At 64.2% G+C, this 19,768-nt stretch carries 21 protein-coding genes; 9 read left to right on the forward strand and 12 right to left on the reverse strand.

Features of this window, described 5'->3' with window-relative positions; all coding sequences use genetic code 11:
• Positions 1–11 precede the first annotated feature (11 nt).
• Complete coding sequence (locus Q3C01_RS28685) at positions 12–773, reverse strand: GntR family transcriptional regulator (RefSeq protein ID WP_458148645.1); 762 nt, start codon at positions 771–773, stop codon at positions 12–14.
• 197 nt (positions 774–970) lie between these two features.
• Between Q3C01_RS28685 and Q3C01_RS28690 the strand changes: the two genes are divergently transcribed.
• From Q3C01_RS28690 to Q3C01_RS28700, 3 genes are read left to right on the forward strand one after another with little or no spacing between them, the layout of a single operon-like run.
• Positions 971–2,170 (forward strand): mandelate racemase/muconate lactonizing enzyme family protein, encoded by a 1,200-nt coding sequence (locus tag Q3C01_RS28690; protein ID WP_458148646.1) that lies wholly within the window; start codon positions 971–973, stop codon positions 2,168–2,170.
• A 10-nt stretch (positions 2,171–2,180) separates the two neighbouring features.
• Positions 2,181–2,948, forward strand: coding sequence for an SDR family oxidoreductase (locus tag Q3C01_RS28695; protein ID WP_458148647.1), 768 nt, complete (start codon positions 2,181–2,183; stop codon positions 2,946–2,948).
• 39 nt (positions 2,949–2,987) lie between these two features.
• A complete protein-coding gene (locus Q3C01_RS28700) occupies positions 2,988–4,019 on the forward strand; it encodes an L-idonate 5-dehydrogenase (protein WP_458148648.1) in 1,032 nt (343 codons plus the stop codon).
• 223 nt (positions 4,020–4,242) lie between these two features.
• On the opposite strand, the gene Q3C01_RS28705 is transcribed toward Q3C01_RS28700, so the two are convergent.
• Positions 4,243–5,133: a DUF3280 domain-containing protein gene (locus Q3C01_RS28705; protein ID WP_458148649.1), complete on the reverse strand. Its 891-nt coding sequence runs from the start codon at positions 5,131–5,133 to the stop codon at positions 4,243–4,245.
• 193 nt (positions 5,134–5,326) lie between these two features.
• Between Q3C01_RS28705 and Q3C01_RS28710 the strand changes: the two genes are divergently transcribed.
• Together Q3C01_RS28710 and Q3C01_RS28715 are read left to right on the forward strand one after the other, a co-directional pair.
• Positions 5,327–6,718, forward strand: coding sequence for a sensor histidine kinase (locus Q3C01_RS28710; RefSeq protein WP_458148650.1), 1,392 nt, complete (start codon positions 5,327–5,329; stop codon positions 6,716–6,718).
• A complete protein-coding gene (locus Q3C01_RS28715; RefSeq protein ID WP_458148651.1) occupies positions 6,715–7,377 on the forward strand; it encodes a response regulator in 663 nt (220 codons plus the stop codon). The genes Q3C01_RS28710 and Q3C01_RS28715 overlap by 4 nt, the downstream gene beginning before the upstream one ends.
• 11 nt (positions 7,378–7,388) lie before the next feature.
• Here the strand turns inward: Q3C01_RS28715 and Q3C01_RS28720 are convergent, their stop codons facing one another.
• The 3 genes from Q3C01_RS28720 to Q3C01_RS28730 form a co-directional block, all read right to left on the reverse strand.
• Positions 7,389–8,234 (reverse strand): hypothetical protein, encoded by an 846-nt coding sequence (locus tag Q3C01_RS28720; protein ID WP_458148652.1) that lies wholly within the window; start codon positions 8,232–8,234, stop codon positions 7,389–7,391.
• 157 nt (positions 8,235–8,391) lie between these two features.
• Positions 8,392–8,880 (reverse strand): SRPBCC family protein, encoded by a 489-nt coding sequence (locus tag Q3C01_RS28725; RefSeq protein WP_458148653.1) that lies wholly within the window; start codon positions 8,878–8,880, stop codon positions 8,392–8,394.
• Positions 8,880–9,269: an ArsR/SmtB family transcription factor gene (locus Q3C01_RS28730; protein WP_458148654.1), complete on the reverse strand. Its 390-nt coding sequence runs from the start codon at positions 9,267–9,269 to the stop codon at positions 8,880–8,882. The genes Q3C01_RS28725 and Q3C01_RS28730 overlap by 1 nt, the downstream gene beginning before the upstream one ends.
• A gap of 283 nt (positions 9,270–9,552) precedes the next feature.
• On the opposite strand from Q3C01_RS28730, the gene Q3C01_RS28735 reads away from it, so the two are divergent.
• On the forward strand, positions 9,553–10,608 hold the full coding sequence (locus tag Q3C01_RS28735) for a serine hydrolase (RefSeq protein WP_458148655.1): 1,056 nt from the start codon (positions 9,553–9,555) through the stop codon (positions 10,606–10,608).
• Positions 10,609–10,681: 73 nt separating this feature from the next.
• Here the strand turns inward: Q3C01_RS28735 and Q3C01_RS28740 are convergent, their stop codons facing one another.
• Positions 10,682–11,500 carry an outer membrane protein gene (locus Q3C01_RS28740; RefSeq protein ID WP_458148656.1) on the reverse strand — a complete coding sequence of 273 codons (819 nt, stop codon included), beginning with the start codon at positions 11,498–11,500 and terminating at the stop codon, positions 10,682–10,684.
• Between the two features lie 281 nt (positions 11,501–11,781).
• Positions 11,782–12,486, reverse strand: a complete 705-nt coding sequence (locus Q3C01_RS28745; protein WP_458148657.1) for an SDR family oxidoreductase — start codon at positions 12,484–12,486, stop codon at positions 11,782–11,784.
• A gap of 96 nt (positions 12,487–12,582) precedes the next feature.
• On the opposite strand from Q3C01_RS28745, the gene Q3C01_RS28750 reads away from it, so the two are divergent.
• Positions 12,583–13,422 carry a GNAT family N-acetyltransferase gene (locus Q3C01_RS28750; RefSeq protein WP_458148658.1) on the forward strand — a complete coding sequence of 280 codons (840 nt, stop codon included), beginning with the start codon at positions 12,583–12,585 and terminating at the stop codon, positions 13,420–13,422.
• Positions 13,423–13,466: 44 nt separating this feature from the next.
• On the opposite strand, the gene Q3C01_RS28755 is transcribed toward Q3C01_RS28750, so the two are convergent.
• Complete coding sequence (locus tag Q3C01_RS28755) at positions 13,467–13,904, reverse strand: hypothetical protein (protein ID WP_458148659.1); 438 nt, start codon at positions 13,902–13,904, stop codon at positions 13,467–13,469.
• Between the two features lie 641 nt (positions 13,905–14,545).
• Between Q3C01_RS28755 and Q3C01_RS28760 the strand changes: the two genes are divergently transcribed.
• Positions 14,546–15,274 (forward strand): Crp/Fnr family transcriptional regulator, encoded by a 729-nt coding sequence (locus tag Q3C01_RS28760; protein ID WP_458148660.1) that lies wholly within the window; start codon positions 14,546–14,548, stop codon positions 15,272–15,274.
• Positions 15,275–15,303: 29 nt separating this feature from the next.
• Here the strand turns inward: Q3C01_RS28760 and Q3C01_RS28765 are convergent, their stop codons facing one another.
• The 3 genes from Q3C01_RS28765 to Q3C01_RS28775 all read right to left on the reverse strand — a co-directional run bounded on the left by Q3C01_RS28765 (position 15,304) and on the right by Q3C01_RS28775 (position 16,383).
• Positions 15,304–15,495: a hypothetical protein gene (locus tag Q3C01_RS28765; protein WP_458148661.1), complete on the reverse strand. Its 192-nt coding sequence runs from the start codon at positions 15,493–15,495 to the stop codon at positions 15,304–15,306.
• Positions 15,496–15,542: 47 nt separating this feature from the next.
• Positions 15,543–15,749: a hypothetical protein gene (locus tag Q3C01_RS28770; RefSeq protein ID WP_458148662.1), complete on the reverse strand. Its 207-nt coding sequence runs from the start codon at positions 15,747–15,749 to the stop codon at positions 15,543–15,545.
• 199 nt (positions 15,750–15,948) lie between these two features.
• Complete coding sequence (locus Q3C01_RS28775) at positions 15,949–16,383, reverse strand: phasin family protein (protein ID WP_458148663.1); 435 nt, start codon at positions 16,381–16,383, stop codon at positions 15,949–15,951.
• A gap of 791 nt (positions 16,384–17,174) precedes the next feature.
• Between Q3C01_RS28775 and Q3C01_RS28780 the strand changes: the two genes are divergently transcribed.
• Positions 17,175–19,028 carry an alkaline phosphatase family protein gene (locus Q3C01_RS28780; RefSeq protein WP_458148664.1) on the forward strand — a complete coding sequence of 618 codons (1,854 nt, stop codon included), beginning with the start codon at positions 17,175–17,177 and terminating at the stop codon, positions 19,026–19,028.
• Positions 19,029–19,082: 54 nt separating this feature from the next.
• Here the strand turns inward: Q3C01_RS28780 and Q3C01_RS28785 are convergent, their stop codons facing one another.
• Positions 19,083–19,667, reverse strand: a complete 585-nt coding sequence (locus Q3C01_RS28785) for a hypothetical protein (RefSeq protein WP_458148665.1) — start codon at positions 19,665–19,667, stop codon at positions 19,083–19,085.
• Positions 19,668–19,768 lie beyond the last annotated feature (101 nt).

A 19,768-nucleotide genomic window follows, 5' to 3' on the forward strand; every position in this document is an offset into this window, starting at 1 on the left:
CTGAGATTTCTTTATGTGCCGAGCAGCGGTTCGATGCTGCAATCGAGCAGTCGCGGATCGATCCCAGCCTCCATCCCGACGAACATCGCATTCATGAAGTCGATCAGCGCGTCGCTGGCCTCCACGGCCGCTTCAACGCGGCGATTGGCAACGGCGTTCAAAATGTCGAGATGGCGGTCGATGGTGCCGGACAAGTCGGTCTGCCCCGGCATGTGGCGGTGATGAATGAAGCCGATGCGACGATAGAGCGTGTGCAGCGGCCGCATCGTATGCGCGAGGAACGGCTCGCCGCCGGCCTCCAGGATCAGCGCGTCGATGCGGCGGTCGAGGCTGTTGAACTCGTCGAGCGTCAGCCTGGCCCGGCGCTCGCGCAGCACGCGCTCGATATGCAGGGCCTGGTTGCGGTGCGACAGGCTGGCGCGATCGGCTGCGAGCCGGATCAGGAAGCGCTCCATATCGCGACGGAGGCCCAGTAACATGCGCTCGCGCGCCAGATCGATCGGCGCGACCTGAAGGCCATGCCGCGGGCGGATGATGATCAGCGTGTCGGCGGCAAGCGTGTTGACGGCGTGGTGTACCGGGGTGCGGCCAAAGCCCGTGATGTGCTGCAGTTCGAGCATGGTCAGGAACTGACCCGGCCTCAGCTCGCAATTGACGAGCAGATCCTCGATCTTCTGATAGGCCAGCTCGACGAAATTGACGCGGTTACGCCGGCCGATTGCACCTTCGCTTTCCGGATTGACCAGCTCGAGCGCGCGTTTGCGCCGCACCATGTTGTCCTCCCAATCGACCCCGCCTCGTCCCGGGCAGGTCGCGTCTCGTTTGTGACATGCATAAAACATGTTGTGATATATTACAAGCGGGCGTATGACTGCGCCCCGGGCCGCGAGGCATTGCGCGGCCCAAGGTACAGTCAAAGCAAAAACAACAAGGCGGGCGCTAGCCGCGCTCTCGACGGGAGGATGTTGCCGTGAAGATCACGTCGATCGAGACGTTGCGCACCGAAGAATTCGCCAATGTGATCTGGGTGCGTGTCCACACCGATGCCGGCGTCATCGGCCTGGGTGAGACCTTCTATGGCGCGGGCGCCGTCGAAGCGCAGATCCACGACACCTTTGCCGGCCGCCTGCTCGGCCGCAATCCCCTTCACATCGAGGCGATCCATCGCGATATGCTCAATCTGCCGATGGCGCAGTCCTCGACCGGCGTCGAATATCGCGCGGCCTCCGCGATCGACATCGCGCTTTGGGACCTGTTCGGCAAGGTTTGCGGCCAACCCGTACACCAGATGCTCGGAGGCCTCTGCCGCGACAAGCAGCGCATCTACAACACCTGCGCCGGCACTAAATACGTCCGTTCCACCAACATCCGCCCGGTTTCCAACTGGAATCTCGGCGAGGTGCAATGCCCCTATGAAGACCTCGACGCCTTCATGAACCGTGCCGACGCCCTCGCCGAAAGCCTTCTGGAGAGCGGCATCTCGGCGATGAAGATCTGGCCGTTCGACCCGGCGGCGCAGGAGAACAACGGCCTCTTCATCACCGCAGCCCAGATGAAGCAGGCGATCGAGCCATTCGAGAAAATCAGGAAGGCCGTCGGCGACAAGATGGAGATCATGGTCGAGCTCCATTCGCTCTGGAATCTGCCGACCGCAAAGCAGATTGCGCGGGCGCTCGAGCCGTACAAGCCGACCTGGTATGAAGATCCGATCCGCATGAGCTCGCCGCAGGCGCTCGCCGAATATGCGCGCTCGACAGACGTCTGGGTCTGCGCCAGCGAGACGCTCGGCTCGCGCTTCCCCTACAAGGACATGCTCGACCGCGACGCCATGCATGTGGTGATGGCGGATCTGTGCTGGACCGGCGGCCTCACCGAGGGCCGCAAGATCGCAGCGATGGCCGAGACCTATCACCGCCCCTTTGCACCGCATGATTGCATCGGCCCGGTCGGCTTTATCGCCGCGATCCACATGTCATTCAGCCAGCCCAACACGCTGATCCAGGAATCGGTGCGCGCCTTCTACAAGGGCTGGTACAATGAACTCGTCACCACCATGCCCGTGATCAAGGATGGCTATGTCTTCCCGATGGAAGGACCAGGCCTTGGCGTCGATCTCCTGCCTGCGGTATTCGACCGGTCCGATCTCACCGTGCGCCGCTCCAACGTTTGAGGATTTTTAGATGAGCACTACCCTGTTCGATCTCTCCGGCCGCACTGCGCTCGTCACCGGCTCTTCGCGCGGGCTCGGCCGCGCCATCGCGGAAGGGCTGGCGAAAGCCGGCGCCAAGCTGATCATCAACGGCGTCGATCCCAAGCGGGTCGAGCAGGCGGTCGCCGAGTTCCGCGCTGCCGGCCACGAGGCTGAAGGCGCCGCCTTCAACGTCACCGATGAGCCCGCGATCGTCGCCAGTTTCGAGCGCTTCGATCGCGAGGGACTCGCGGTCGACATCCTCGTCAACAATGCCGGCATCCAGCACCGCAAGCCGCTGGTCGAGTTCACCACCGACGAATGGCGCAAGGTGATCGAGACGGACCTGACCAGCGCCTTCGTGATCGGCCGCGAAGCCGCCAAGCGGATGATCCCGCGCAAGCAAGGCAAGATCATCAACATCGGATCGCTCGGCAGCGAGCTGGCGCGGCCGACGATCGCGCCCTACACCGCGGCCAAGGGCGGCATCAAGAATCTCACTCGCTCGATGGCGGTGGAATGGGCGCAGCACGGCATCCAGGCCAACGCGATCGGCCCGGGCTACATGCTGACCGACATGAACGAGGCGCTGGTCAACAACGCCGATTTCAACAATTGGCTGATGGGGCGTATCCCCTCCAAGCGTTGGGGTAAGCCCGACGAGCTGGTGGGCGCAGCGGTCTTCCTCGCCTCCGACGCCTCGACCTACGTCAACGGTCAGATCATCTATGTCGATGGCGGCATGATCGCCGCGATGTGATCGCGCCCGGCCACTGAACGAGCTGAAGGAGTAACGCCCATGCGTGCCGTCGTCATCCACGCGCCGAAGGATCTGCGGATCGACAGCTTTGCCGATCCCGCGCCCGGCCCCGGTGAAGTCCGTGTGAAGATCGCCAATGGCGGCATCTGCGGCTCCGACCTGCACTATTATCACCATGGCGGCTTCGGCACCGTGCGCATTCAGCAGCCGATGGCGCTCGGGCACGAGATCGCCGGCGTCGTTGCCGCAGTTGGTGAAGGCGTCTCGCATGTGAAGCCGGGCACGCGGGTCGCGGTCAATCCGAGCAAGCCGTGCGGCCAGTGCCTGCATTGCCAGGAGGGCATGCGCAACCAGTGCCTCGACATGCGCTTCATGGGCAGCGCAATGCGCAATCCCCACGTCCAGGGCGGCTTTCGTGAATACGTGACGGTCGACGCCGCGCAAGCCGTGCCGATCACCGAAAAGCTGTCGCTTGCCGAAGCCGCGATGGCCGAGCCGCTTGCGGTGTGCCTGCATGCCGGCAAGCAGGCCGGTCCTCTCCTCGGCAAGCGTGTGCTGATCACCGGCTGCGGCCCGATCGGCGCGCTGATGATTTTGGTGTCGCGCTTTGGCGGCGCCGCCGAGATCGTGGTCACTGACGTGGCCGACGCACCGCTTTCGACCGCCAGGAAGCTCGGCGCCACCCACGCCATCAATGTCGCCTCGAACGCCGCCGCGCTCGATCCCTGGCGCGCCGGCAAGGGCGTGTTCGACACGCTGTTCGAAGCGTCCGGCAACCAGGCGGCGCTGCGTACCGCACTCGACTTGCTCCGCCCCGGCGCGAGCATCGTCCAGCTCGGTCTCGGCGGCGAAATGACGCTGCCGATCAATTCCATCGTTGCCAAGGAGCTGCAGCTCCGCGGCACCTTCCGCTTCGATCCGGAGTTCGAGCTGGCGGTGCGGCTGATGGGCGAAGGCCTGATCGACGTGAAGCCGCTGATCTCGGCCTCGCTGCCGTTCGAAAATGCGGTCGCCGCCTTCGAGCTCGCCAGCGACCGGTCCCAGTCGATGAAGGTGCAGTTGACGTTCTAGAGCAGGATGAGTTTTGGTTGAATTGGTTGGGCCGAGGGCTCGCTCAAACCTCTCCCGCTTGCGGGGGAGGTCGGCGCGAAGCGCCGGGTGGGGGCTTTCTCCACTTTGGGAGTGTCCATTGCGGAAACACCCCCACCCCTCCCCCGCAAGCGGGAGAGGGAGCGCAACTCCTAGATTGCAGCCATCGAACCTAAACTCATCCCGCTTTAGAGGCACCGGTCGCCTACTGGCCCTCGATCAGGCGATCGCTGACCAGCCTCACGGCGCCGCGATCCCAGGAATAGTCGGCGCCCATGCGCAGGCCGCTGTCACCGCGCGCGACGACCGCGCCGGTCCTGACGTCGCGGACCTGGAATCCGATCGTATACTCGGTGCGGCTGACCCGCCGTACCACACCGATCAGTGACTGGTCAGCCCCGAGCTTCCCGGCGATTTCCGCGTCGCAGCCGCCGCAGTCGCGCAGCGCGTGGCGCGCGGCCGCCTCCCCGCTCGCGCCGCTGACGTCGACCAGGCGGTAGCGGCCGGATTGCGCGAGGCGATCGCGCACGCCGTTCGTGACCTCGGCAAGATGCGCGGTATCGGGTTCGCTCAGGACCGCTGACGGTGCGGCCGTGGTGTCCTCGAGCTCGAAAGCGAACACCGCAAGCGCGATCGGAGCAGGCTGCGCGAGTGCTGCAATCACCTCGCGCGCGACGAACGCCTCGGCGCGGTCCCAAGCTTCGTCGTTGTCGCCGCGGAAGGTGTAGAGCTTCTCGAACAGGACCTTTTTGGCACCGATATCGATCACCGCCACCCTCGCCCACTGCACCAGCGTACTCGTCTTCTGGACGCCGCCGACGACCTTGAATTTTGCATTGCCCTGTCCGGCGGGCGCGAGCTGATAGCGTTTGTCCGCCTCGACATCCCGCCGCAGCGCGACCATGAACGCGCTGAGCCGCTTCTCGTGGGCGGCGGTCTGGTCGACCGGCTCGCCGGACGTATCGAGATAGCCGAAGTCCTCGACGGTCACGCCGACCGGCGCCGCCGCAGCCGCCTCGGTGCCCGCACTGACTGGTCGGACACCCAGGAGCACGGCGACAAGAAGAGCGGAGAGGATCAACCGGGAGAGGTGCATGAGCGGGCCTCCTGTGATGGAGCGGACCCACAATGCTAGGCCGGCAACCTCAGGCCACGCATCCGCGCCCGTCCCGGCCGATGCCGGGAAAATTTCACGACGTTGCACCGCGGTAACGCCTAGCGCTTTCCGCCGCTGGCGTTCTGCCGTTTAATGCTGACGCGACAATACCGTCCGCGCCAGGTGCCCGCCGATGTGGAACCGCCCGAGGTTCGATCTCAAGGTCCGTCTGACGTTGCGCGTGGCTGCCGTATCGGCCGCCTGCTTCGCCGCGATCGCCGCCTATTTCCTCATCACGGCCGACCGCGCGGTACACGCGCGCATCGACGGCATCGCCGCCATCGTCGCGAGGACGCTGGAGCTGCAACAGGGCAAAGTGCAATGGATGGCCAATCCGCGCTCGGACTTTCCTAACCTTGACCCTGTCGCGGCGTTCGTTATGACGCCTGGCCTGTGTCTAGGATTCCGTGGCGCGAGCGGCGACATGCTCCAGCGCTTCTGTAGCGGCGCGCCGAACCCGGCGAGCGTGCCACCACAGGCCTTCGCGGCCTTCTATCGCAGCCTGTTCGACCCTGGCCGCGAAGCCGTACGGCCCGTGATCGCGCGCGGAGCGAAGCTCGGTGACGCCGTGGTCTGGTTTGATCCGGCCGTGCAGACCGCGGAGGCCTGGCACGAGGCCGGTCGCCTGATGACCGTGCTTGCGATCACGCTGCCGCTATTGTGCGCTCTGGTCTACGCAGCGCTGGCGCGCGCACTGCGTCCAACCCAGGTCGTTCGCGCCGGCCTCGAGCGCATAGCCGCCAACGACCTCGACGCGCGACTGCCACCCTTCGACCTCGCGGAGCTGTCGGCGATCCGCGACGTCTTCAATCATCTCGCTGCAAGTCTTGCCACAGCGCTGTCCGAGCGCAGCGAACTGACCCGCAGATTGATCGCGCTCCAGGACGAGGAGCGCCGTCATCTCGCGCGCGAGCTGCACGACGAATTCGGCCAGTCGCTCGCCGCAATCCGCGCGCTCGCCGCTTCCGCCCGCCAGACCGCGGCCGAGGACTGCCCGGCATTGTTGGGCGAATGCGACAGCATTGCTCGGACCACGACCGACATGATGGAGACACTGCGCGGCGCGCTGTTCCGCCTTCGGCCGCCCGATGTCGACGAGCTCGGTCTCGTCGCGAGTCTGGAAGGCCTGGTGTCGGGGTGGAACGGCCGCAGCCGCGGCCAGCCGCGCTTCGATATCCGCTTCGAGGGCGTCTTCGAGAACCTGCCGGCTTCCATCAGCGCCAATCTCTACCGCATCGTGCAGGAGGCGCTCACCAACGCGGCCAAGCACGCCGGCGCCACGAAGGTGAGCCTGCATCTGGCGATGGGCGCCAACGAGATCGCACTCGCCATCGACGACGACGGCCGGCCGAACGATGCCGCCGTCAAATCCGGCATGGGCCTACTCGGCATGCGCGAGCGCGTCGCGGCGATGCGCGGCCGGCTCAGCTTCACGGCGGGACCGGACGGCGGCTCCGCCTTGCGTGTCGTGATTCCGGTCAGCCGGGCCGACAGGCAGCTCGAAGCTCTGGAGAACGCGGCATGAGCGAGGCCGGCTGGGCCATCATGTTGGTCGACGACCACGCCGTCGTCCGCGAGGGCTATCGCTCCGTCCTGCAGAAGCAGCCGGGACTGCGCGTCGTCGCTGAGGCCTCAGACGGCGCGGAAGCCTATCGGCTGTTCAAGGAGTGCGCGCCTGATCTGATCGTCATGGATCTGAGCATGCCGGGCATCGGCGGCCTTGAAGCGATCCGGCGGATCAGGCAGTGGGACAAGGCCGCAAAAATCCTCGTCTTTACCATGCATCAGAATGCGGGCTTCGCCGTGCAGGCGATTCGCGCCGGCGCTAGGGGCTACGTCACCAAGACCAGCCCACCGGAAACCCTGGTGCGCGCAGTGATGGACGTGCTTGCGGGGCGGGTCGCGATCAGCCCCGACATCGACCACGAGCTCGCGCTGAGCCGGCTCGCCGGCGAGAGCGCGGCGACCGACGTCCTGACGGCACGTGAATTCGAGGTGCTGAGGCTCTTGCTCGCCGAACGCTCCACCGAGGAGATCGCCGAGACGCTCCACGTCAGTCCCAAGACGGTCGCGAACCTGCACTCCCTGATCAAGGGCAAGCTCGGTGTCGAGTCGGATATCGAGCTCGTCAGGCTCGCACTGCGCCAGGGCATTTTGACCCAAGTCGATCTTGGCGAAGCTTGACGCGCTTTGCCTCAAACGAGGTATCGCGTCAGATAGCCTTCCATCGCATAGACCGCGCACAGCGCCAGGCTCGACCACACCGCCGCGCTGAAATAGAGCGCCATCCAGGCAAGCTCACCCTTCCAATGCGCGACGTCATGCGTCACGACCCAGCGGGTGGCGACGTCATGAAGGCCTTCGAGCAGGCCGAGCAGCCTGCCGCCTTCGGGATGCCCTGCCCGCCAGCGGCTCAGATACATCGGCACGTCGACGGTGACGAGGAAGGCGAGATAGCAGGCGATCCCGACGATGCCGGCAATGAGCCCCCAGCGCACCGGCCCCTGGAATTCGGGCAGCAGCCGGCACAGTGCGACGCCGACCAGGAAGAAGACCACCGCCCACAGCGAATTCTCTATGGCGTTGTAGAGGTAGTTGGTGGTCAGGACCGCGTACCAGGAAAAGCATTCGGCGATGATGATCACCGGCACGATCACGAGCGCAATGTTCGCGGTGGTCTCCGCCCCCGCCATGCCGCCGAGCTGGGCGAGGATGACCGCCCATTGCGCCGCGAAGCAGAGCTCAGCGACCGTTGCGACCGAGCGGCCGACGAACACGCTCGACAGCCAGGTGTCGAACAGGCAGATGCGCTGCACGTCGGCGCGCGGCAGGAACGAGCGGAAGGCGCAGCCGAACACATAGCCGGCGCAGAGCAGCAGCATGAGCCCGATGCCCGAGACGCCGCCGAAGCCAGCCGTCGGGACCTGGTAGAATTCGCGATACAGCATGTACCAGACGAGGATGTTGACGTTGCTGACCAACGTCAGCGAACCCCACCACCAGGCCAGGGGATTTGACCTCGCCTGCAACATCAACCGCATCGACCGCTCCGCTTTTTATCGAACTGACATCAAGCGGTAGCAATACTGTCACAATAAGGCAGCCGGTTGCGACAAAAATCTGCGTGTCTGATTCGGGCCGGGCCGGACCTCGGTCAGACTGGGCCCGGCCCGCGCGAGCGGAAGATCGCGAGCGCGATCAGCCCTTTAGGGCCGTCACATGGGCGGCAAGCTTGTCCAGCGTCTGGTAACCGAGCTCGACGGCTCCGAAGCCGATCACGGTCTCGCGCTGCGCGGCCGTCGGGTGCAGTTGCCGCAGCGTCAGCACCGTCTTGTCGCCATGGGCGTCGAAAGTGACTGTCATGCGGAACATGCCGGAGTCCTCGTCCTTGTCCACGCCATGATTGAGCTCGATCAGCCGCGGCTTGTCGATGCGCAGAAAGCGCATGCGGTTTGGATAGACCATGCCGTCGGGCCCGATCATGTCGAAGCGCCAGACGCCGCCGACGCGAACGTCGATCTCCTTGCTCTCGATCCGGAAGCCCGCCGGCCCGAACCATTGCGGCAGATGCTTTGGGTCGGACCACGCCTCGAACACCAGCTCGCGCGGCGCGTCGATCACGCGCGACAGCACGATCTCGCGATCGAGCGACCATTGCGACAGGGCGGGGTTGGCTGAACTCGTCATCACTCGGCACCTTTCCGTTTGGTTGTTCGGGACGGCCGCTTGGCAGCTGCCCTCTCCTTCTCTTTCTTGAGCTTCATCACGTAAGCCTCGAACCGGTCGAGACGCGCTTCCCAGATCGCCCGCTGCTGCTGCAGCCAATCCTCCGCACCCGCCATCGCCTCCGGCCGCAGCCGGCAGGTGCGCACGCGCCCGGACTTTTCGGACCCGACGAGGCCACTCTCCTCGAGCACGCGGATGTGCTTCATGAAGCTCGGCAGCGCCATTGCGAAGGGATCGGCGAGCTCGCCGACCGACGCCTCGCCGGCGCACAGCCGCATCACGATCGCCCTGCGCGTGGGGTCCGAGAGCGCGCCGAAGACCTGGTCGAGTCGGGACAATTGGTTAGCCATACAGCTAACTATAGATGAAGCGCCGAGCGTCGTCAATAATTGTTAGCCGTTCGGCTTAGTTTCTTTTGCCGCTGTGGACGGAACCGTTCCCCGCGCAATCGTGAATTGGGAGGCGCGATATTTGCCGATAAGAGTGAAGCGGGGGCGATTCTAACTGATCATCACAACAGTGCACCCTCTTGTTCGCTCACCGCGCCCTGCCATCAGCCGGCGGTCCCTTGCCAAGGCCGCACTGCTGCCGCTCGCGTTCGGTTTCGCCCGCCCTGCCCACGCGGACTCCGACATGATACCGATGTTGCGGGACATCGTGGCGACGGAGCTTGCGCCGACGGCGACGTCGGATCATCCCGGCGGCCTTGCCGCCGCGCTCTATGCGGGCCGTCACGTCGAGTTCTTCAACTACGGCCTGGCCGACGAGGCCACCAGGCATCCGGTCACATCGGACACGCTGTTCAACCTCGCATCCTTGCGAAAGACCTTTGAGGCGACGCTGGTCGCGCTCGGGGTGCGCCGCGGCGAATTGCGGCTCGACGAGCGCGTGGCGGCCTACCTGCCCGAGCTCGACGGCGACTATATCCGCCGCGTCACGGTCGGCGAGCTCGTCACGCATACATCCGGCCTGCTGCTGCCGACGGATCATCCGCCCTGGCCGAACGAGTCGTTCAGCCTCGGCGAGTTCCTCGATATGCTCAATGCCTTCGCGCCGCCGCAGGGCATCGCGCCCGGCAAGCAGCGCATCTACACTCATGCCGGCTATGTGCTGCTCCAGCTCGTGCTCGAGCGCCGCTATCGCGTCCCGGTCCGCGAGCTGATCGCAAACCACATCCTGAAGCCGCTCGGCATGAGCGCGACATTCGTGCCAGAGCGCGCGTCCGACAATCGCGCGATGCTGAGTGACGCGCAGATGGCGCGTGCCGTGCAGGGCTATTCGGATCAGGGCACTCCGATCGGGCCGCCCGGCAATCAGCAGAGCTATTTCGACTTTCCGGGCACCGGCCAGATGTTCTCGTCGGCGCGCGATCTCTCGATCTTCGTTGCGGCTTGCGCGGACGGCAGGTCGATCGAGCCCGAGCTGCGCGAGGCCATCCGGATGACGCAGCAGGAGAGCTTTCGCGTCGACGAGAAATTCGGCCAGGCCATGGCCTGGGAGACCGTGCATCTCGATGGTGTGACGGTCCTCGACAAGCCGGGCGGCCTCAACAACGCCTCGGGCTATATCGGCCTCGTGCCCGCACGCAGGCTCGGCATCGTCCTGCTCGCCAATCGCGGCGAGTATCCGCACGAGATCGCGCGCTATACGATCCTCCCCACACTGGCGCGGCTGGTCTCGGGGCGATGAGGCGACGCCGCTCAAAATGAAAAGCCCCGGCTCAGCCGGGGCTTTCGCGATCAGGCGCTGCGGCAGGACCAGATCAGCCGCCGAACTTGTAATTCACACCGATGCGGACGATGCTCGATTTGAGATCGGACGAATGGGTGTATACGTTGCTCGGATACGCGGTTCCGGGTGGATTATAGCCGACCAAATTCGTGCTGGTCACTGTGCTGCGGCCGAGGTCGACATAGAGGTATTCGGCCTTGAGCGACCAGCCATTGCCGACAGCATATTCGCCGCCAGCGCCTGCAGTCCAGCCGACGCGCGTCCCCCGGATCGCCGCCGACTCGGTGGCCGCCGAGTACGTGTCGGTGAAGGAGAAATCGCCCTTGACGTCCGCAATGGCGACACCGCCCGTGGCATAGATCAGCCAGTTCGGAGTGGCCAGGAAACCGACGCGGCCGCGGATGGTGGCGAGCCAGTCGGCCGACACCGAGGAATTCACGGTGAAGCCTGTCGGCGCGCAGCAGGGATAGAGCGCAGAGCCCGTCGCGCTACCCTTGAAACCAAAATAGTTGATGTCGCCTTCGAGGCCGAGCACGGCGCTGCTGACCTGCCAGTTGTAGCCGGCGGTGAAGCCGCCGGTCACGCTCGAGCTGTTGATGTGCTGGGCACCAACGGCAGCGATGGCGGGAATGCTTCTGCTGTCGAAGTAGCCGGGCAGCGAGAAAACCGTCGAGGTGCTCGGATCCGAACTGCCCCACTGCCCGCCGACATTGCCGCCGATGTAGAAGCCCGTCCAGTTGTAGACCGGCGCCATCGCGGGCGCCTTGGTGTAGCTCGGCGCGAGGTCGGCCGCGAACGCGGACGCGGTTCCAAACAGAGCCAGCGAAAGCGCTAGGGCGATTCTCTTCATTTCAATCTCCAACTCTTCACGCGAGCGGTGTCGCGTCCCAAAGCATGCGGCCGCAAGCGTCCAGCGCAAGGTCTGGAATAATCTCCGCGGGTATCGCCGTCTTGTTCTGTGGCGCCCTTCGCCTGGACTGCGGCGAACTCATGGGATCATTGCGCGATGGCTGTTGCCGATCAGGCACACTCCAGTGCCGCCCACGCCAATCGCACGACGCCTGCAGCGACAATCCTGCGTGCAAAGCCAGACGTCACCGGCAAGCTCGAACCGACCCGAGGCGCCCAGCCTCACACCGATCGTGTCAGCCCGCCATCGACCCGAATGTTCTGCCCGGTGATGTAGGCGGCGCCATCGGAGGCCAGGAACGAGATCGTCGCGGCGATCTCCTCGACCTTGCCATAGCGCTTCATCGGCACGCTCTCGCGGCGAGCGTCCGTCGCCGGCAGGCTGTCGATCCAGCCTGGCAGCACATTGTTCATGCGGATATTGTCGGCAGCGTAGGTATCGGTGAAGATCTTCGTGAACGCGGCAAGGCCGGCGCGAAACACCGCCGAAGTCGGAAACATCGCGCTCGGCTCGAACGCCCAGGCGGTCGAGATATTGATGATCGCACCGTGCTTCTGCGCCTGCATGATCGGCGTGACCAGCCGCGTCGGGCGGATCACGTTCAAGAGGTAGGTATCCATGCCGGTGTGCCACTGCTCGTCCGTGATCTCGACGATCGGCGCGCGCGGCCCGTGGCCGGCGCTGTTGACGAGCACGTCGATGCGACCCCACTTCGCCATGGCGCCATCGACCAGGCGCTTGAGGTCGTCATGGGACTTGTTCGAGCCGGTGATACCGAGCCCGCCGAGTTCGTTCGCAAGCGCCTCGCCCTTGCCGGAGGAGGACAGTATCGCGACGCGAAACCCGTCGGCGGCAAGCCGCCGTGCGGCGCCCGCCCCCATGCCGCTGCCGCCTGCGGTGACGAGTGCGACTTTCTCTGCTGCCATGTTGATCTCCGGCTTTGTCCTGACTCGGTGGCCGGTTTATGCGCCGCCCGTCCGGACGTATAGTCCGATCATGAGGCCTGCACACGATGATTGACCATGGGTGACCTGCAAATCCGCGCCATGCGCCCCGACGACATCGCGCTCGCCGCGGACTGGGCGGCGGCCGAAGGCTGGAATCCGGGGCTCGTCGATGCTGACTGCTTTGCGTGCGTCGATCCGGGTGGCTTTCTCATCGGCGAAATCGACGGCGAGCCGGTCGCCACCGTCTCCTGCGTCAATTACGATGCTCGCTTCGCCTTCCTCGGCTTCTACATCGTGCGCAGCGAACTGCGCGGCCGCGGCTGCGGCTTGCGCATCTGGAACGCGGCGATTGCACATGCGGGCGCGCGCGTGATCGGGCTCGACGGCGTCGTTGCGCAGCAGGACAATTACAGAAAGTCGGGTTTCCAACTCGCCTATGGCAATATCCGCTATGGCGGGACCGTCGCGGCGCCGGCGCAGACGACCGACGTCGTCGCGCTCGAGACGATTCCGCTGGCGCTGGTCGAGGCGGATGACGCCACCGTCTTCCCGGCCTCGCGCAGCGCCTTCCTGCGGGCCTGGGTCGGTGCACCCGGTCATATCGGCCGGGCGCTGATGCGCGATGGAAGTCTCACCGGATGGGGCACGATCCGCCCCTGCCGTCACGGCCACAAGATCGGCCCGCTGGTCGCCGATGACCGCGCCGGCGCGGAGGTCATCATGCAGGCGCTGCTCGCGGGCGCAGGCGGCGGCGAGGTGTTTCTCGACGTCCCCGGCGTCAATCGCGAGGCGATCGCGCTGGCGGAAAGTTTTGGCCTTGCACCGACCTTCGAGACGGCACGCATGTACACCGGCCCGATCCGACCGCTGCAGCTCGACCGGGTCTTCGGCGTCACCAGCTTTGAGCTCGGCTAGCTAGCGACTACCCCGCGCGCCAAGCGGCGATGAAGACGGCGCGCTCAGTAGCAGCGCATGATGTTGACGGTCTGCTCGCCGCTGCGGCCGGGCACCGTCACGGTCTCCGTTGGACAGCTCGGCACGTAGGGCCGATCCGACGGCACGACGTTCGGCGGATAGCGATGGGTCCAGTCCCAGGGCACGTCGTAGGTGTAGGTGTAGCGGACGTCGTTGGCGAGCGGCGGCTGGGCCATCTCGGCGGCATAGGAGTCGCTTGTGGGAGGCTCGTAGTAGAAGCCGCCGCCGCCCGGCCAGACAACAAAAGAATTCCGGCGATGGAACCGCGCCGACGGCACGATCGGCCGATGGACGGCCGACGGCGTCCCGACTATGCCACGCGGCGCGACGCCGCCCGATCTTGCAAAACCGTTGCTGGAGGCAAAAAGCAGCGCGACTGCGCTCAGCGAGGCGAGCAACGCCCCATATGATCTATACGTCATGGTACGCACCAACTCGTTTGGCCAGCGATGCTGCTCCCCGCCAGCACGCTAGGCCTAGCCGTCAGCCCTCCGCAAACGTATAATTAATTGTTGGTTAAGGCACAGGATTAACGGGGGCGGTTTTCGGTCCCGGCCCTGTCAGCGATTCTGACTATGACCGCTCGCACGCGCGGGCCAATCATTGGTCGCGCAAGTTTTGAAATGGCCTCAGGGTTCCCTTGCACCTGCCCGAGGCGCCCTCACGGGAACAACGCTTCGTATTGCCCGAATTTCAGATGATGCCCGTCATTTCGGCAACATGCGGGAACTCCGCGCACACCCTACGGTGATACCCATTCGCGTTTTGCAATTTGTTTCTGGCGACTTATCTGCTTCAACGTATTTACGCGCTATTTGCGAAAGTGCTCCGAGCAGAAAATCAGACTCGAAGCAGATTTGAGCCTTTGGTTTTGTTGCGATGAAGGCATTTGGATGAAGGCGATTGTATGTGAATTGGAAGCCAACGTCCGTCGAGAGAGCCGATACGAACATGTGCTAGAGCCGCCGCCGTTCGACACCGTTCGGACGCGTGGTGGGCGACTCACGGGGAGTCACTTGCCGTGACCATCCCCAGCGGAATGGGCAACCGCCTTCTAGGAATATTGCCGCAAGCCGACTTCGCTCTGCTCGCGCCCGAGCTCGACAACGTCGCGCTCAATCAAGATGTAGTCCTCTCGCGAGCAGGCGAGCGGGTCGACCATGTCTTTTTCCCTCATAGCGGCGCGATCTCGCTCATGATCGAAATGGCAAACGGACAGGCGGTTGCAACCGCGTCAGTCGGGCGCGAAGGCGCAATCGGCATACTCTCCGTGTTCGGACCGACACCTTCGGTGATAACCGCCAGCGTTCGTGTGGCTGGAACCGCCTCGCGGATTCCGGCCGCGCGATTTCATGCTGCGTTCAACCGGAGCCCCGCGATAAGGCAGGCGGTCCAGGTTCACATCACCTCGTTACTGACGCAGTTCCAACTTGGCGTGGCCTGCAATGCGCTGCATCCAGTCGGAGCCCGGATGGCCCGCTGGCTGCTTCAACTGCGCGACTGCACCGATAGCGACGTCCTTCCGCTCACTCAGGAGTCGTTGTCGCAGATGCTCGGAGTGCGCCGAACCACGGTCACGCTCCTGATGCGCAATCTGCGCGAGTCCGGAGCGATCCGATCTGATCGACGGGGCAAGATCGAGGTTGATCGGCCGAGGCTCGCCACAGCCGCATGCGAATGCCACGTCAGCATGCGTCGCCAGATTGAACAGATCTTCTCGACGAACGCGGCCCGGCCTCGCGCCTGGGCCATGCCGGCCAACGCAAGGGATGACCGGGACAAGGCCGTTTGAGCGTTGTCCGCGCTATTTCCCGGCGTCGGCTATCTTGTGTCTGCCTCATGAGGCGCAAATCTGGATTGCGTCTCCAGCTTGCCGAGCTCGTGCAGGACCTTGGCCACCTCTCGCAATTCATTGCGCGCGGGGCCCGGCTTCAGCCGTCGCGCCTCGACAAGGAAATCCTTTGCTTGCAGCAGCAATGTGGACACTTCACCGGAAACGTTCCTGTTCGCCATGGTAGGCCCCCTATTACATCATCGATGACAGCGTGGGATGATCAGGCCTAAAGACCCGTGCCGCGACGCCGCACACGGAGGGTCGGCTCGTCAACCCAAGCTTCCTGTGCGAACCAGGCGTGATCGACGGAGCAGATCGGACAGCGCGTGCGTCCGAAAAACACCGCGCTGCATCGAAAGCGCTCGCGATCCGTCGCGATTCCGGTCGGAATCGCGCGTCCGGTTTGCGGGCATTTGACCATGAGCATACCCATCTCTTCCTCCTCCTCGGAATCGATCTGATTATTGTTGGAGCAGGAACCAGCCGGTTGGATTGCGCCTCTTGTGTCGGTGCGTTGAGTTGGGGGGCATCGCGCACCTTGCCATCGTCTGATCGAGCATGGAGTGGGGCCATGCAAGTGGCGGGGCTTCTTCCAACCGGCCGGATTGCCCTCCTCTCCGAACCGCCGACGTTCAACCGGCCTTTTGGAAAGCTTTGGCGACGTGCTGCCTGATTGGCTCGCCCGATTGCGTTGCAAGCCTCTGCGCAAGCTCCCACAACTGCGTGTTCTGGGCCGCGGCAGCATCAAAGGCCCTGCGCGCTTCCGCCGCCGACGTTGTGAAGACGTCGCTCATCGACTTGCTGCTCGCGATACGAGCAAAGAAATCAATTGCGGAGCTGGCGTTCGCATTCGAAATTTCGATGACCTTGAGCCCGTAGTCGGTCGCAGTCCTGGCGCTGCTCGAATAGGTCTCGCGAAGCGCTTCGGTCACCTCCTGCGAGACTGTCTTGATTTTCTCGCAACCCTCCTGCGTGCGAGCGGCTCGCTGCTCGACAAGCTGCTCGAACAGGTTCGGAAGTCCGAACGCGGACAGTCCGAAACCATTTGAACCATTTGCTGCTTTCACTTCGGCTTTCGTTTCACTTTCACTCACAGCGCCTACCCTCTACTCAAGCGAAATCATTTCTCGCGCGCATGAATTGCACCGCGAGAGTCCACGGAAACGAGACTTTCTCCCGTTTCCATACCGATCAGCTATTTGATGAGCTTCTCATTCAGCCCCGCACGACAACTATGCCTGACGTAGGCAAGGCCGTCCGTTCGATTTGCGACTCTCGCTTGGATTTTTTTCGCGAATGTCAATACAAACTCTAGTATGTCGGAGAGGTGACACGGTGCAAACTGGGGATATCTGCGCGACGGCTGGCGGAACTCGCGGGCTTATCCAACGAAAACGAAACCGGGCTATCCGGAAGGAACCGCGGCAGCAAGCTATCGCAGGAGTTGGGTGCTGCGCCGACCAGTTTTTCCAGCCAGGATCGCTAGCGCTGCCCGACGGGCAAATCACGGCAGAGGCAAGACAATTCGCGCCGCGCATATCGATTGACGAAATTCGGAATTATCGTATCTTCGCCTCGCCTCCGTCGTTGCAAGCGCCGCGAAGCAATCCAGACTGTCACCCCGTTAGGATTCTGGATTGCTTCGTCGCAAGAGCTCCTCGCAATGACGACATTGAGACAGCACGGGTGACTCTCCCCAACACCGGCTTGGCGAAAGCAGCGGACGACACCGAACGTCCCTTCCCCATCATCCTTTGCACAAACACGACTCTTGTAACAAAACCGTCACACAGCAAAACTAAACGAAGGCGGCGGCCGCGATCGGTCGCAAGCTGCCTCACCGCTGGGAGAGATTTCGATGCGCCGCTCAATCGTGTTGCTGTCCGCCGGACTGACCGTGCTGTCCACCGGACTTGCGTCTGCGCAGAACAACACGCCCCGTAACCTGATCCTGTTCATCCCGGACGGCCTGCGCGCGCTGAAGGTCACCCCCGAGACCGCGCCGGCGATGGCCGCGGTCCGCGACAAGGGCGTCAATTTCAAGAATTCGCATTCGCTGTTCCCGACCTTCACCATGGCGAACGGCTCGGCGATGTCGACCGGGCACTATCTCGGCGACACTGGCGTGTTCTCCAACACGATCTGGACCGGCTACACCTCCGTCCCTGCCGGCGACACCGTGGTCCCCTTCATCGAGAACGACGCCGTGCTCGGCGACATCGACGAGCATTTCAAGGGCAACTATCTCAATGAAGAGACCATTTTGAAGATGGCCCGCGAGAAGGGCCTGAGCACCGCGGCCATCGGCAAGGTCGGTCCGACCTATCAGTGGGACCACACCGATCATCCGGAGAAGCCGGGCCAGCATTCGATCGTGATCGACGATTCCACTGGCGGAAAGGCCGGCGTGGCGCTGTCGGACGAGATGAAGGACGCCCTGACCAAGGCGGGCCTCCCGCTCGCCGCCCCCTCACGCGGCGACAATGCCAAGGCGGGCGACGCCAAGACTCCGGGCACGACTGTCGCCAACGTCGCGCAACAGGCCTATTTCGCCGACGTCGCCAGCAAGGTCGTGCTGCCGATGTTCAAGGCGCGCAACAAGCCGTTCGTGCTGGTGTTCTGGTCACGCGACCCGGACGGCACCCAGCATAACCAGGGCGACAGCCTCAATCAGATCATGCCCGGCATCAATGGTCCGAGCACGATGGCGAGCATCAAGAACGCCGACAACAACCTCGCCCAGCTCCGCAAGGCGCTTGACGAGCTTGGGCTGGCGGCCTCGACCAACATCATGATCCAGGCCGATCACGGCTTCTCGACAATCTCCAAGGAAAGCAAGACCAGCCCCTCGGCCAAGGTCAGCTATGACGACACCCCGAAGGACTTCCTGCCGATGGGTTTCCTGGCGCTCGACCTCGCCAAGGCGCTGGACCTGCCGCTGTTCGATCCGAATGACAAGAACGCCGCCGTCACCGGCAACGCGCATCCGAAGGCCGGCAACGGCGTGCTCGGCAAGGATCCGGCCAAGCCCGATCTCGTCGTCGCGACCAACGGCGGATCGGACCTGGTCTACCTCCCCAACAAGGACAAGAAGCTGGCGGCCAAGACCATCAAGGCGCTGCTCGCGCAGGACTACGTTTCCGGCCTGTTCGTCGACGACTCCCTCGGCCGTTTCCCCGGCACGCTGCCGCTGTCGCTCATCAACCTCCGCGGCAAGGCGGCGACCCCGACGCCGGCGATCGTCGTCAACTTCCGTTCCTATGCCAGCGACTGCGGCGAGGCGCCGACCAACTGCTCGGTCCAGGTCGCCGATACCGTGCTGCGCCAGGGCCAGGGCATGCATGGCAGCTTCAGCCGCGGCGACACGATGAACTTCATGGCGGCGATCGGTCCTGACTTCAAGGCGGGCTATGTCGACCAGTTGCCGGTCAGCAATGCTGACGTCGGAGTGACGGCGGCCAAGATCCTGGGGCTGCGCACCTCACAGAACGGCGGCCTGGTCGGCCGCGTGATGTCGGAAGCCTTGCCGAACGGCATCGTGCCGAAGGGCTATGTCGGCGACGTCAAGTCGAAGCCGGCGGAGAACGGCCTGCGCACGGTGCTCAACTTCCAGCGCGTCGAGAGTCAGCGCTATTTCGACGCGGCCGGCTTCCCGGGTCGCACGCTTGGACTCGAGCCTGAGAGCGGCAAACAAAAAACGGCGGGGAAATAACCCCCGCCGTTCGTTGGCGCATCGTGAAGACGTGCGCGAAATTTGACGCCCAGGTCACATGCCAATGTCGAACACGTTCGGCAATTGGCCCGCCAGCGGCAGCGCGGTGGCTCCCAGGAAGGTTGCCACCATCGCCATCAGGCGACGGTTGCCCTGGCGCTTGCCGCGCATCTGGCCCGCGATCCACTCCAACATCTCGGTCTTGACCTTCGAGGCATAGGCCGGCGCCCAGCTCTCGATGTCGGTCTCGGGTGACAGCGCGACGCTGCGCGGCGGCACCGGCAGTCCGGAGGCGCTCGCGGCATGATGCGCGACGGCCTTCGCCAGGAGGTCGTCGAACCGGCCGGCATCGGTGCGCTCGGTCGCGGCCTCGTTGATCTCGAACAGCGCCTCGGCTTCGGCGCGGCTGACGGGCTGGTCGTTGACGGCGACGGCCGTCAGGATGCGCGCGCACCAGGCGGCGTCATCGGCATCGAGCGAGCGGGAGAAATGCACCCGGCCCTTGGTGGTGGGCCCTTCGCCTGTGATCACGCCGTCGCGCACGATGCTGAGTGCATGGGCCGCGGTATCGCGGCAGGACGGTTCGAGGGACGGCGAATCAAGGGACTTGGACTCAAGGGACTTGGCAGCGGCAGACATAGTTCACTTCCAGACTTCTTCTGATCGACCAGCATTTCCATGCAGGGCCTGAACGAGTGGTTAACGATTCGATAGGGTGATCGCGACTTTTCTACATGGTT

This window comes from Bradyrhizobium sp. UFLA05-109, from assembly GCF_054185165.1.